Source organism: Bradyrhizobium sp. SOJA106 (assembly GCF_059448745.1).
In genome coordinates this window covers 7,865,097-7,878,532 of sequence record NZ_CM182549.1, presented here as the reverse complement: position 1 = coordinate 7,878,532, position 13,436 = coordinate 7,865,097, and the positions used below count along the sequence as shown (strand labels likewise).

General features: G+C 65.3%; 13 protein-coding genes. 9 read left to right on the top strand and 4 right to left on the bottom strand.

What is annotated here, in order from left to right; all coding sequences use genetic code 11:
* Window positions 1-111: 111 nt before the first annotated feature.
* The 4 genes from AC5V87_RS37225 to AC5V87_RS37210 all read left to right on the top strand — a co-directional run bounded on the left by AC5V87_RS37225 (window position 112) and on the right by AC5V87_RS37210 (window position 5,579).
* Window positions 112-2,193 carry a methyl-accepting chemotaxis protein gene (locus AC5V87_RS37225; protein ID WP_495369430.1) on the top strand — a complete coding sequence of 694 codons (2,082 nt, stop codon included), beginning with the start codon at window positions 112-114 and terminating at the stop codon, window positions 2,191-2,193.
* A 123-nt stretch (window positions 2,194-2,316) separates the two neighbouring features.
* Entirely contained in the window at window positions 2,317-3,255 is a 939-nt protein-coding gene (locus tag AC5V87_RS37220) for a dihydrodipicolinate synthase family protein (protein WP_495369429.1), read from the top strand.
* 255 nt (window positions 3,256-3,510) lie between these two features.
* The gene (locus AC5V87_RS37215; protein ID WP_495369428.1) at window positions 3,511-4,911 is read left to right on the top strand and encodes a selenium-binding protein SBP56-related protein; all 1,401 of its coding nucleotides are present in this window, start codon (window positions 3,511-3,513) and stop codon (window positions 4,909-4,911) included.
* 80 nt (window positions 4,912-4,991) lie between these two features.
* Window positions 4,992-5,579 (top strand): hypothetical protein, encoded by a 588-nt coding sequence (locus tag AC5V87_RS37210; RefSeq protein WP_495369427.1) that lies wholly within the window; start codon window positions 4,992-4,994, stop codon window positions 5,577-5,579.
* Between the two features lie 60 nt (window positions 5,580-5,639).
* Here the strand turns inward: AC5V87_RS37210 and AC5V87_RS37205 are convergent, their stop codons facing one another.
* From AC5V87_RS37205 to AC5V87_RS37195, 3 genes are read right to left on the bottom strand one after another with little or no spacing between them, the layout of a single operon-like run.
* A complete protein-coding gene (locus AC5V87_RS37205) occupies window positions 5,640-6,338 on the bottom strand; it encodes a DUF1045 domain-containing protein (RefSeq protein ID WP_495369426.1) in 699 nt (232 codons plus the stop codon).
* Between the two features lie 18 nt (window positions 6,339-6,356).
* Entirely contained in the window at window positions 6,357-7,550 is a 1,194-nt protein-coding gene (locus tag AC5V87_RS37200; RefSeq protein ID WP_495369425.1) for an alpha-D-ribose 1-methylphosphonate 5-triphosphate diphosphatase, read from the bottom strand.
* Window positions 7,547-8,206, bottom strand: coding sequence for an LbetaH domain-containing protein (locus AC5V87_RS37195; RefSeq protein ID WP_495369424.1), 660 nt, complete (start codon window positions 8,204-8,206; stop codon window positions 7,547-7,549). Before AC5V87_RS37195 ends, AC5V87_RS37200 begins: the two co-directional genes overlap by 4 nt.
* A gap of 173 nt (window positions 8,207-8,379) precedes the next feature.
* Here AC5V87_RS37195 and phnC point away from each other — a divergent pair, with 173 nt between their 5' ends.
* The 4 genes from phnC to phnE (AC5V87_RS37175) all read left to right on the top strand — a co-directional run bounded on the left by phnC (window position 8,380) and on the right by phnE (AC5V87_RS37175) (window position 11,992).
* Window positions 8,380-9,189 (top strand): phosphonate ABC transporter ATP-binding protein, encoded by an 810-nt coding sequence (phnC, locus tag AC5V87_RS37190; protein ID WP_456842189.1) that lies wholly within the window; start codon window positions 8,380-8,382, stop codon window positions 9,187-9,189.
* A gap of 63 nt (window positions 9,190-9,252) precedes the next feature.
* A complete protein-coding gene (gene phnD / locus AC5V87_RS37185) occupies window positions 9,253-10,188 on the top strand; it encodes a phosphonate ABC transporter substrate-binding protein (RefSeq protein WP_495369423.1) in 936 nt (311 codons plus the stop codon).
* A gap of 77 nt (window positions 10,189-10,265) precedes the next feature.
* Window positions 10,266-11,150, top strand: a complete 885-nt coding sequence (phnE, locus tag AC5V87_RS37180) for a phosphonate ABC transporter, permease protein PhnE (protein WP_495369422.1) — start codon at window positions 10,266-10,268, stop codon at window positions 11,148-11,150.
* Window positions 11,151-11,197: 47 nt separating this feature from the next.
* A complete protein-coding gene (phnE, locus tag AC5V87_RS37175; RefSeq protein ID WP_495372007.1) occupies window positions 11,198-11,992 on the top strand; it encodes a phosphonate ABC transporter, permease protein PhnE in 795 nt (264 codons plus the stop codon).
* A gap of 126 nt (window positions 11,993-12,118) precedes the next feature.
* Here the strand turns inward: phnE (AC5V87_RS37175) and phnF are convergent, their stop codons facing one another.
* Complete coding sequence (phnF, locus tag AC5V87_RS37170) at window positions 12,119-12,847, bottom strand: phosphonate metabolism transcriptional regulator PhnF (RefSeq protein WP_456842192.1); 729 nt, start codon at window positions 12,845-12,847, stop codon at window positions 12,119-12,121.
* 120 nt (window positions 12,848-12,967) lie between these two features.
* Here phnF and phnG point away from each other — a divergent pair, with 120 nt between their 5' ends.
* Window positions 12,968-13,432: a phosphonate C-P lyase system protein PhnG gene (gene phnG, locus AC5V87_RS37165; protein WP_495369421.1), complete on the top strand. Its 465-nt coding sequence runs from the start codon at window positions 12,968-12,970 to the stop codon at window positions 13,430-13,432.
* The last annotated feature ends 4 nt before the right edge of the window (window positions 13,433-13,436 follow it).

Genomic DNA, 13,436 nt, shown 5'->3' with positions numbered 1-13,436 from the left:
TAAAGCGTCAGTAGGCCGGAAACTCCCGGCAATTTGACCAAACCCTTAACCGATCCTTGGCATGTCGCGATGCAGGGTGGCCCGCAGTACAAAGCAGGCCCCCTGACCCCCATGGCAATGTTTAAGAAATCGGTAAGCTCGCTTCTCCTGGCCTTGATGGCCCTGCTCGCCGTCGGAGCGCTGGCCTCTACGGCGATCCAGATGGTCGGAGCCTTCGGCCGCTACAGCGACAGTCTCGAGACGGCGCGGCTTGCCGCTGCCGACAAGGCGATCTTCCATGGCGTGCTGTCCCTGCGCAACAATCGTGGCGACGCCCAGAGCGCCATCCTCGGCGAGGACGATCCCAAGGCAAAGCTCAGTGAGGCCGAGAAAGCCGAGCAGGCCGGCTATGACGGGATCATCGCCGCGCTTGCCACCGTCGAATTCGCGCGCCGCGACGAGCTCGCCAGCACGCTGAAGCAGCGCTGGAGCGACGCTGCGCCGCAGTTCCAGCTGTTCTACGACGAAGCCAAGCGTCCGCGCGCCGAGCGCAAGATCGAGCGGACCAATTCCTGGTACGACGCAGTCACCAAGGTGATCGACACCGCGAACCTCGCCTCGACCGCGGTGTCGAACCGCGCCTGGATGAACGATCCCTACATCGCCCGCATGATCCAGGTCCGCCGCTTCGCCTGGCAGGTGCGCGACCGCTACGGTATCCATTGCTCGTCGCTGCGCTCGAACGTCAACAGCAGCAAGCCGCTCGACGACGCCCAGAAGCGGTCCGTGGCGCAATGGGACGGCACGATCAATTCCGGCTGGGCCGGCATGGCGGAGCTATTGGCTGCGCCTGATGTGACCGCGGAGCTGGTGACAGCCGCGTCGGAGGCGAAGGCCAAGACCGAGGCCGTCCTCAAGCAGATCGGCGATCTCACCAGGAATTTCGATGGCAGCGGCAAGCCTGCGATGCCGGCGGCTGAATGGAACACGCTGTGCCAGTCGCCGTTCCCGCTGATCGTCGGCGTCGCCACCAAGGCGCTGGATCAGTCGATCGCGCGCGCCGAGGCCGTTCAGACGATAGCGCTGACCAAGCTGATCGTGCAGTCGCTCGCCTTCCTGTTGGCACTCGCCCTGACCATGGCGGGCGTGTACGTGGTGCGCAACCGCCTGATGCGTCCGGTGCGCGCCATCCTCGACGCAATCGCACGCATCAGCGCCCGCGACTATGCGACACCGGTGTCGCAATCCAGATATCCCGACGAGTTCGGCACCATGGCCGCCGCGCTCGAAAGCCTGCGCGAGAGTGCGGCGACTGCCGAGCGTCTCGGCCAGGAACGCGAATCGCAGCAGGCACTCCAGCTCGCCCGATCCGGCACGGTGGATGCGGCCTGTCGCAGCTTCGACGACACCGTGCAGGCGGTGCTCCAGAGCGTGGTGGCCTCCACCAAGGAGCTCGACGCCACCGCGACCGGCGTGCGCTCGCTGGTGTCAGAATCGAGCAGCCAGACCGCGGCGGTCTCTTCCGCCGCCGAGCAGGCCACCAACAATCTCGAGACCATCGCCGCGGCGACGGAGGAGCTCTCGGCGTCCGTCGGCGAGATCTCCGCGCAGGTGCAGTCGAGCGCCCGCGAGGCGCGCGAGGCCGTCTCGCAGGCCGAGCAGACCAACGCCACGGTCGAGATCCTCGATCAGACCGCAAGCCGCATCGGCGAGGTCGTGAAGATGATCAACGCCATTGCCGGCCAGACCAATCTCCTCGCGCTGAATGCGACCATCGAGGCCGCACGCGCCGGTGAAGCCGGCCGCGGCTTCGCGGTGGTCGCCGGCGAGGTCAAGAGCCTTGCGGCGCAGACGGCGACGGCGACGGAAGAGATCTCGCGCCAGGTCGAGGAGATCCAGGGTGCGACCGGTCAGGCGGTTGCCGCGATCCGCTCGATCGGCGGCGCCATCAGCGGCATCGACGAGAAGATGACGGCAATTGCCGCCGCCGTCGAGCAGCAGCGTGCGGCCACCACCGAGATCTCGCGCAACTTCCAGCAGGCAGCCCAAGGCACCCGCGAGGTCACCGACACCATCGGCAGCGTCGCCAGGCTCAACCAGGAGACCGGCAACGCCGGCACGGTGCTGTCGGAGTCCGTGAAGAAGATGTCGGCGGATGCCGATCGTCTCCGCGTCGCGGTCGAGGGCTTCCTCGGCGCGGTGAAGACTGCTTAACTTCGCTCAGTTCCCCCATCCCGACATCGCGCGGCCATTGCCGCCGGTCCGCGCGGCAGGTACATCTGTGCCGCCGCGCCAGCGCGGCAGCAGACGCAAGACACATCAGGGATGGAGAGTTCGATGCCGGTCACGCCACACAAGGTCCAGCGCCCCTATCGCGGCGTATTCCCGGTCGCACCCACCATCTTCGACGAGCGCGGCGAGCTCGATCTCGAGGGCCAGCGTCGCTGCATAGATTTCATGATCGATGCCGGCTCGCACGGCATCTGCATCCTCGCCAATTTCTCCGAGCAGTTCGTGCTCACCGACGCCGAGCGCGAGACGGTGATGCACGCCGTGCTGGAGCATGTCGCCGGCCGGGTTCCCGTCATCGTCACCACCACGCATTTCAGCTCCGCCGTCTGCGCCGCGCGCAGCAAGCAGGCGGAAGCGGCCGGCGCCGCCATGGTGATGGTGATGCCGCCCTATCATGGCGCGACGTTCCGCGTGCCCGAGAAGGGCATCGTCGAATTCTTCAGGGTGCTCTCCGGTGCGATCAATATTCCGATCATGATCCAGGACGCGCCGGTCGCGGGCACGCCGCTGTCGGTCGAGCTGCTGGCCCGGCTGTCGCGCGAATTCTCCAACATCCGCTATTTCAAGATCGAGGTGCCGGGCGCTGCTTCAAAGCTGCGCAGCCTGATCGAGACGGGCGGGAAGGACATTGAGGGACCGTGGGACGGCGAGGAGGCAATCACGCTGCTCGCCGATCTCGATGCGGGCGCGACCGGCGCGATGACGGGCGGCGGGTATCCGGACGGGATCCGCCAGATCATCGATCCCTATTTCGCCGGCGACCGCGAAAAGGCGAAAGCTGCCTATGAGCGCTGGCTGCCGCTGATCAACTACGAGAACCGTCAATGCGGCCTGATCGCCTGCAAGGCGATGATGCAGGCCGGCGGCGTGATCAAATCTGAGACGGTGCGCCATCCCTTGCAGCCGCTGCATCCGGCGACACGCGCGGGCCTGCTGGAGCTCGCCAAGGAGCGCGATGCCCTGGCGCTGCGGTGGGGCAAATAGGGCCAAACATTCAGTGTCGTCCCGGCCTTCGGGACGACACTGTGGGTGAGGTGCGCGCTCGCCTCATGTCACCTGCCGATTTCGGCTGAAGGCGTCGAATTGGCGCGGCTCCGGCCGTTCCCCGCGGCGCGGCAATGGCATATTGTACGCTCGCCGACCAAGCCCGCGGGACGCAAGACGTCGCGGAACTGTTCTTCATTATGCCGCTATCCCGAGCCAGGTTGGCGCGAACCGACAGAACAGGGAGGCAGTGCCATGACGATGAGGCCGGACCCGACCTTTCACGCATCGCCCAAGCTTGCGATGGAAGCACCAGCGGAGAACTTTGCCTACACGCTGCTGCTCAGTCCGGATTTCTCAAGGCCGGATGCGCTCGCGGTCATCGACGTCAAGCCGGGATCGCCGACCTACAGCCAGATCGTTCACACCGTGACGATGCCCAACAAGGGCGATGAGTTTCATCATTTCGGCTGGAATGCCTGCTCCTCCGCTCTTTCGCCGCTCACCGGACACGCCTTCATCGAGCGGCGCTATCTCATCATCCCCGGGCTGCGCTCGTCGCGAATCTACATCATCGATACCAAGCCAGATCCGACCCAGGCCAAGATCCACAAGATCATCGAACCGGAGGAGGTCTTCAGGAAGACCGGCTACTCGCGGCCGCATACGATCCATTGCGGGCCGGACGGCATCTATGTGAGCACGCTGGGCGGTGGCGGCAAGGACGGCACCAACGGACCTCCAGGCGTCTTCATCATGGATTGCGAGACGTTCGAGGTCCTCGGGCGATGGGAGATCGACCGCGGCGCGCAGACGCTGCATTATGATTTCTGGTGGAATCTGCCGCGCGATTACATGGTGACGAGCGAATGGGCGTTGCCGCCGCAGTTCGAGAACGGGATCGTCCCGGAAGACCTGCTTGCGAACAAATACGGCCATCGTCTCCATTTCTGGGACCTTCGCGCCCGTCGCAACGTCCAGACCATCGATCTCGGCGCCAATCATCAGATGGCGCTGGAGGTACGGCCGGCGCACGATCCGGTTCGCGAGTACGGCTTCGTCGGCGTGGTGGTCGACACCACCAATCTCGAAGCATCGATCTGGACCTGGTGGCGCGACGGCGGGAAATTCCATGCCGAAAAGACGGCGACGATCCCTCCCGAACCAGCGCCCAAGGAGAAGCTGCCGCCGCTGCTGCAGGGATTTGGCGCGGTACCGCCGCTGGTGACGGACATCGATCTGTCGATGGACGACCGGTTTCTCTATGTCTCGTGCTGGGGCACCGGAGAAATGCGCCAGTACGACGTCAGTGATCCGCGCAAACCGAAGCTTGCGGGGTCCGTCCACATCGGAGGCATCGCGCGCCGCACGCCCCATCCGAACGGCAAGGCATTTGCCGCGGGTCCGCAGATGGTCGAGATCAGTCGCGACGGCAGGCGCGTGTACTGGACCAATTCGCTCTATTCCACCTGGGACGACCAGTTCTATCCCGACGGGGTTCCGGGCGTGGAAGTCATGGCCAATGTCGGTCGCAATGGCGGCCTCGAGCTCGACAAGAACTATTTCGTGAGCTTCCCCGACGGATATCGTGCGCACCAGATCAGGCTCGAGGGCGGCGATTGTTCGACGGACTCCTTTTGTTACCCGTCGGTCTAGATTGGGGGCACGCGAGCCCGGCACTCTGGCTCTGGCTCGCTCTTGTTGCGAGCGGTCTCTACCACGGAGTCAATCCGGCAATGGGATGGCCGCTCGCGGTTTCGGCCGGGCTCATGGACAAGAGCCCACGCGCGCTCTTTCGCGCGTTATGGGCGCTGTCGGCCGGGCATCTCCTCGCAACACTCCTCGTGCTCCTGCCGTTCGCGTTCCTGCTCGTACTGGCCGCGTGGCAGCGCCCGATCCAGCTGGTCGCGGGCCTTCTCGTCATCGGCTTCGGCGTCTATCAGCTGACGGCGCGGCGCCATCCCCGCGCGCTGGCACGAATTCCGCCGACGCAATTGGGCCTCTGGTCATTTGCCGTCGCCATTGCTCACGGCGCCGCCTTGATGCTCGTGCCGATCTATCTCGGGCTCTGCCAGGCCTTCGAGCTCGATGCAGGCCACCAGGCAGCGGGCGCGCTGATGAAGGCAAGTCTCGGGATGGCGGTACTGGTGTCGCTGGTTCACGTGACCGCCATGGTCAGTGCGGGCGGGTGTCTGGCTTGGCTGGTCTACCGCTATCTGGGACTAAAGTTCGTCTCGCGAAGCTGGTTCAATCTGGATGCAGTCTGGGCCATCAGCCTTGTTCTGGTCGGCGCGGTTGCGCTCGCCCTCAACCTTGCGAGCTGACGCTGAGGTTCGGACCGTGATCCGGAAAAGTGCGCAGCGGTTTTCCGGAAAGATCGCGCTTTAGCGCGCCAAAGCCCACTCGCCGATGATGCGAAAGCGCGCCTTGACATCATCCTGCTTGAACAGCGCGATGCGATCGACGGTCAGCGTATCGAGCTTCAGCGCCGCAAACCGCTCCCGCAGCATCTGCAGGATCGGCCCGCGCCGTTCCGCATCCAGCCGCCCCGTCAGCGTCATGTGGAAGCGGAACTCCTCCATCACGTAGGGGTAGCCCCAGCGGTCGAGATAATCGCGCTGGCGCTCGCTCAGCTTCTCCGGCTTCCGACGCGCGCGGTCTTGCGCGGTCAGGCCGGGGCGGAAGGAATCGAACTTGCGAACGCAATCAGCCGCAAGCTCTTGGAGCGCGTCCACCGGCTCGGCCGGAATGACCGCGATGAAGCCGCTGATGGAATCGACGATCGGGCGGATCGCCGGGATCGGCCGCGGCTTACCGGCGAAGGCCACACAGGCAGCCATGAGATCGGCTTCAGTCTTGCCGGGCGAGAGCGCCATCGGCGCCTTCAGCGTGGCATGAAAGCCGTATTTGCGGGGATCGCTGGTGATGTCGCGCCAGTCCGGCGCGATGCGCAATGCATCCGCCGGAAACGGCAGCTCGTCGCCGGCATAGGCATCGTAGCCGAGCAGCTCGGCCCCGAAGCGGGACAGTGCGTTGTCTCTGCCTGCAGCAAAATAGATCGCGTAGCGAGGGAAACCTGTCATTGCCCGAACATAACCGGTTTATGCCGCAACGACAGCCCCGCGCGGCGTCGCCGCCGCTGCGAGCAGCCGTGTCGCATCGGTGAGATGCACGAGCTTGCCGCCAGAGATCACCGCGATCAGCCGCGGCCGCAGCGGCACGGTGTCGTCGACGAGGATGATGTCGGCGCGGCGGCCTTCTGCAAGCACGCCGCGATCGGTGAGGCCGGTTGCACGCGCAGGTCCCGCCGAAACGAGGCTCCAGGCCTCGGTCAACGGCAACACGCCATCGGCGGCGAGACGGAACGCAGCGAGCAGCTGCGCGGGATAGTAATAGTCCGACGCCAGCACCGAGCAGAGCCCCTTGGCGATCATGTCGGACGCCTTGGTCCAGCCGGTGTGGCTGCCGCCGCGCACGACGTTCGGCGCGCCGTAGACGATGGCATCGCCGTGGCTTGCCGCGGCGCGCGCGGTCTCCTCGTTGATCGGAAACTCCGCGATGTCAGCGCCCAGCTCGCGAAACTCCTGGCGCATCGCCGGCGTTGCGTCGTCATGCGAGAGCATCCGCACTTCGGCGGCACGGGCCGCGGCGGCCAGCCGCGAGACGGAAGCCGGCACCTCAGCCTTGCGTGACATCACGTGTCCGACCAGACGGTCGAACGCCTCGCTCGACAGGCCAGTCCGCTCGACCATGCGGTTGCGCTTGCGCGGATTGGAGATGTCGGCAACGACGCCGTCCATGTGATCGTTGAAGGCGAACAGGTCGATGCGGCCCTCGGCGAGCCACTGGGTCATCTCGGCCTCGGCGTCGAGATTGTAGGTCTCGTGCCTGAGGTGGAAGCGGGTGTCGGCGGCGAATTGCGGACGCTGGCGCTCGATCGCCTCCATCAGGCCGCGGGCATTGTCGGCGCTGCGAAGGCCCGGCTCCCACGAGCAGGTGGTGGCGTGGAACACCGTGGTAATGCCGTTGCTGATCGCCTGGCGATCGCTGTCGGCGAGCGCGACGTCGATCGGGAAGTCGACGCCGGCGCGCGGCATCATCTGCCGCTCGAAGGCATCGCCATGCAGGTCGACGATGCCGGGCAGCACCAGGAGATCGCGCGCATCGATCGAAAGCCGCGCCCGGCCGCGCGAGGCATCGACCTCGGCGATATCAGTTCCAGACACGAGAAGGGACGTCTCGACGAGCTCGGTGCCGATCAGGGCCCGGCCGCCCTCAAGGAAGATGTCTGTCACGCGACCGCGCTTCGTTTGCTGGTTGTGGAATTCGACCGTGCTTCGTATGTCGCGAGGAAATCTTCAATCCCGAGTTTGCGGAAATTGGGCAGCGCCTCACGCAATTTGTCGTGATCCCAATCCCACCACGCCAGCTTTGCGAGCCGTCCGGCGATTTCTTCCGAGAATCGCCGCCGCACGATGCGCGCAGGATTGCCGGCGACGATGGTGTAGGCCGGCACGTCCTTGCTGACAATAGCGCCGGCCGCGATCACCGCGCCGGTGCCGATGTTGCGCCCTGGCAGCACGATGGCGCCATGGCCGATCCAGACGTCATGGCCGATATGGACGTGATGCTGGCGCCGCCAGTCGAAGAACTCGATGTCGTCGCTCTCGCCTTCGAAATAGGCGCTGGAACGATAGGTGAAGTGCGCTTGCGCGGCGCGATGCATCGGATGATTGCCCGGATTGATCCGCGTCATCGCCGCGATCGAGCAGAACTTCCCGATCGTCGTGTAGGTGATCTGGGCGTCGTTCACGACATAGGAGTAATCGCCAATCGCCACTTCATGCAGGATGGTGCGCGCACCGACCTCTGTATAGGCGCCGAGCCTGGTTTCATGCAGCTTTGCGGACGGATCGATGGTCGGTTGAACCGAAAGCTTCTGACCGGCCATGTTACGTCCGTAATGCGAGGGCGGGCACTCCTCTTCGAGCGGCTTGATGACGATGTCATGACGAAGCGATGACAGGGGACGAGCTGTGTAGGATCGCCGCACCGCACTGCGCGTGTCACACAAGTGTCAAGCGCCGGCGTTAGCGGTGGGCTCCAGCTACTCTGGAGCCCTGCATGCTGGTGGTTGAAGGCCTGACGTGCCGCTTCGGCGCAAAAGCCGCGGTGGACGACGCTTCGTTTCAAATTTCCCCCGGCGGCTTCGTCGGCGTGATCGGGCGCTCCGGCGCCGGCAAATCGACCCTGCTGCGGACCATCAACCGTCTCGTCACGCCGACGCAGGGCCGCATCCTGTTCGACGGTCTGGACGTTTCCGCGTTGCGCGGCAAGGAGCTGCGGCAGTGGCGGGCGCGTTCGGCCATGATCTTCCAGCAGTTCAACCTGGTCGGCCGGCTCGATGTGCTGACCAATGTCTTGATGGGGCGCCTCGCCACCATTCCGGCCTGGCGCTCGCTCTCGCAGATCTGGCCCGAGCAGGACAAGGCGCTGGCGATGTCCGCGCTCGAGCAGTTCGACATTGCCTCGCTCGCCGCCCAGCGCGCCGACCAGCTCTCCGGCGGTCAGCAGCAGCGCGTCGCCATCGCCCGCGCCCTGGTGCAGCAGCCCGACATCATCCTCGCCGACGAGCCGATCGCCTCGCTCGACCCGCGCAACACCAAGATCGTGATGGATGCGCTTTTGCGCATCAACAAGCACTTCGGCATCACCGTGCTCTGCAACCTGCATTCGCTCGATCTGGCGCGCACCTACTGCGATCGCCTGATCGGCATGGCAGCGGGCCGCGTGGTGTTCGATGGCGCGCCGTCGGCGCTGACCGACCACGTTGCGCGCGAGCTCTACGATCTCGAAGCCGCCGACGTCATGGGCGGCACCCCTGTCCCTGCGCCCGAGGGCGTTCCGGCGCTTGGAACTGCCGCGGCCGCCTGAGCCGCGCCACCTGTTGAGTTTGCCAGTTTCGCGTCAACCGATTCCAACGATCAAGAGGGTATCATGATCACTCGCAGATTAGTTCTTGCCGGCGCTGCCGCGCTCGCTTTCGCCTCGTCGGCCTCCGCCGAAGACTGGAAAGCCAAATATCCCGAGCTGACCTTTGCGGTCGTTCCGGCGGAGAACGCCTCCGGCGTCACCGAGCGCTGGACCCCGTTCGTGGAATATCTCTCGAAGCAGCTCGGCGTGAAGGTCACGCTGCGCATCGCCAACGACTACGCGGCCGTGATCGAAGGCCAGCGCGCCGGCAACATCCATATCGCGAGCTACGGCTCGGCCTCGTTCGCCCGCGCTCGCCTCACCGGCGTCAAGACCGACGCCTTCGCCAACGACATCAACGCCGACGGCTCGACCGGCTACTACTCGGTGTTCTTCGTCAAGGCGAGCAGCCCCTACAAGAAGGTCGACGACCTCAAGGGCAGGAATCTCGGCCTCGTCGACCCGAACTCGACTTCCGGCAACAACGTGCCGCGTTTCGAGCTCGACAAGATGGGTATCGCAGACGCCGACAGCTATTTCAGCAAGGTCGTCTTCACCGGCAGCCATGAGAATGCCATGCTGGCGCTGGCGCAGGGCACGGTCGACGTCGCCGCCAATCAGTGGACCAGCGACGACGACTCCACGCTGGCGCAGATGCTGACCAAGGGCATGCTGAAGAACGCCGACGGCTCGGCGATGAAGAAGGATGATTTCCGCATCATCCACAAGTCGGCGCCGATCATCAACGGCCCCTATGCCTACAACTCGGACCTGCCGGAAGATGCCAAGGCCGCGATCGCCAAGGCGTTCTTCGACGCGCCGGCCAAGGACAAGGCCGCGTTCGAGCGCCTGTCGGACGGCCAGAAGAAGGGGTTTCATCCCGCCACCACCAAGGACTGGGATGGCACGATCGAGCTGATCAAGTTCGTCGATGCGCTGCGTAAGAAGAAGGCGTCCTGAGCTTTCGGGACGAGCTACTTGAGCCGGGTCGACGGACCCGGCTCTTTCTTTTTTGACCGATCACCGTTCCTGATCCGATGACCGTCGCGGTTTCGATCCTCCCCGAGCAGCAGCTGGCCGCGCTCAACGCCGCCTATCGCCAGGCGGTCGCGCGCAAGCGGATCCGCCTTCTGTTCGGAGTCGTGATCTTCGCCGCGGCGCTGGTTCTCGCCGGCATCGGCGCCGAGGTGAATCTGCGCACGCTGTTCACCTATTTCGGCAACTTCGTCAGCTATTTCGACCGCATCCTCACGCTCGACAACGGCCAGCGGGTCTGGACCGATTTCGGCGAGTGGCTCTGGGGCTGGCGTAAATGGCTGAAGATGCTGGGCGAGACCCTGCTGATCTCCTATGTCGGCACGCTGACCGGCGCGACTTTCGCCTTTGCCCTGAACTTCTTCGCTGCCGAAAACACCTCGCCGTCGTCTTGGCTGCGCTTCGTGGTCCGCCGTCTGCTCGAATTCGCGCGCACTGTGCCCGGCATCGTGTTCGCGCTAGTTTTCGTGATCGCCTTCGGGCTCGGGCCGATGGCCGGCGTGCTCGCGATTGCGATCCACTCCACCGGCGCGCTCGGCAAGCTGTTTTCCGAGATCGTTGAGAATGCCGACATGAAGCCGGTCGAAGGCATCCGCTCGACCGGCGCGGGCTGGCTCGCCTGCATGCGCTTTGCCATCCTGCCGCAGGTCACGGCCGGCTATGCCAGCTACGCGCTGCTGCGTTTCGAGATCAATGTCCGCGAGGCCTCGGTGATGGGGTTCGTCGGTGCCGGCGGCATCGGGCAGGAGCTCGTGGTCGCCATCCGCAAGTTCTACTACTCCGACGTCAGCGCGATCCTCCTGTTCATCATCATCACCGTCTTCATCATCGACATCACCACCGGCTGGCTGCGCGGCCGCCTGTTCGGCAAGGAGGCGCGGACGTGACGCCGCAGGAGGTCGATACGCGCGAGATGCGAGCGCGCTACCCCGAAATGTTCGACCGGCCGGCATCGACGCGGCTCGCGATGCCGGCGATGATCGTTGCGGCGTTCGCGATCCTCATCTACGGCCTCGTCGATCTCGATTTCTCGCCCTCGCGGTTCTTCGCCGGCCTCAGCCAGCTCGGCTGGATCAGCCTGATGATGATCCCGCCGGATCCCGGCTCCTCGCTGCCGGCCTACCTGAAGGCGCTCGGCGAGACGCTCTCGATCGCGCTGCTCGGCACCACGCTCGCCGCATTGTTCGCGCTGCCGGTCAGCCTGTTCGCCGCGCGCAACGTCATCCCCTCGCGGATCCTGCGCTTTCCCGTACGCCGCTTCCTCGATTCGATCCGCGGCGTCGATACGCTGATCTGGGCGCTGGTATGGATCAACGTGGTCGGACTCGGCCCGTTCGCCGGCGTGCTCGCCATCGCCGTGTCGGATTTCGGCGCGTTCGGAAAACTGTTTTCGGAGGCGATCGAAGGCGCCGACCAGAAGCAGGTCGAAGGCATCCGTGCCTCCGGCGGCAGCGCGCTGCACGAGATCCGTTTTGGTCTGTTGCCGCAGGTGCTGCCTGTGATCGCAGGGCAGGTGCTCTACTTCATCGAATCCAACACCCGCTCGGCCACCATCATCGGCATCGTCGGCGCCGGCGGCATCGGCCTCCAGCTCGCCGAGCAGATCCGCGTGTTGGAATGGCAGAAGGTGTCGTTCCTGATCCTGATGATCCTCGTCGCCGTCTCCGCGATCGATTTCATCTCGGGCAAGCTTCGGTTTGCCATTATCGGGCGTAGGGCGGTCGCCTAAGCACAGGTGCCGTAGGTGGGCAAAGCGAAGCGTGCCCACCACTTCTCGCGAATCTTGCAAAGATGGTGGGCACGGCGCTGTCGCGCCTTTGCCCACCCTACGGCTCCGGTTTTGCGGAGACAGTCGCTACGACTCCACCAGAAACTCCACCCGCTCGGCCGCAAACCGCGAGTGCTTGGTCACCAGCGGCTTGCCGCCGAGATCATGGTCGGTGGCATCCACCACCAGGATCGGCCGGCCCAGCGGCAGGTCGAGCCGCGCGGCGTCGGTGGCATCGACGATACCCGCGGTGATGCGCGTCGCGCCGCGGCGATAGTCGCGCACGCCGAAATGCTCGAGCAGCTTCGTCATCGAGCGCGTCTCGGCGAACACCTCGCCGGCGCCGGGGAACAGTTCCGCTGACAGCCAGGTGGTGGAGACGCAGATCGGCGTGCGGTCGGCAAGCCGGATCGCCTCGATCCTCACCAGGGGCGCGCCGGCCTTGAGGCCGAGTTCCCGCGCCAGCTCGCGCGTCGCCACGTCATCTGTCGCCTCGATCAGCCGCCCATGCGGTTCGCGGCCCTCGGCGCCGACGATCTCGGAGAAGCGCGTGCGCGAGCGCAAGGGATAAGCGAGCTTCTGCGCCTCGACATAGGTGCCGCTGCCGCGTTCGGCGCGCACGAGGCCGCGCTCGGCGAGCGCCGCGAGCGCGCGCCGCACGGTGTGGCGGTTCACGCGATAGGTTTCGGCGATCTCCATCTCGCCCGGCAATTTGTCGCCGGCCGCAAAGCGGCCGTCGGCAATGCCGCGTTCGATGCCGTCGGCGACGAGGCGCCACAGCGCGACGCCTGAGGAGGCGGTGTCCTGCATACTCATGTCGCCGGAAAGCCTACTCCAGAAATCACACGTTTGTCACGAAACAGTCATGGCGCTTCCGTATCAAGTTGTCTATTATCATAGACAACTTAGATTCGGCAAGTTGTGTCGAAAAGTTCGGTGGATCAGGTGACCCAGCACAACAACCAGCAAGCCCAGCGCCAGGCCGCGATGGCCGTGCTGGCGCATGCGGAGGCGGGCGAGATCGCCGCCCGCCTCCGCGCTATCGCGTTGCCCGATCATCGGGATCTGCGCGCGCCGGAGAACGGCCTCGTGATGCTGCGCGGGCGCGTCGGCGGCGACGGCGCGCCGTTCAATCTCGGCGAAGCCACGGTGTCGCGTGCCGCGGTGCGGCTTGCGAGCGGCGAGGTCGGCTTCGGCTACACGCTCGGACGCGACGGCGGCAAGGCGCGGCTGATCGCGTTGTGCGATGCGCTGATGCAGTCGCGCGATTTCGCCGCCGCCGTCGAGCGCGACGTAATCGCGCCGTTGCGCGAGCAGCTTATGGTCGAGCGCAGGCAGGTGGCGGAAGAGACCGCCGCGACGAAGGTTGATTTCTACACCATGGTGCGCGGTGAGGGGTGAGACC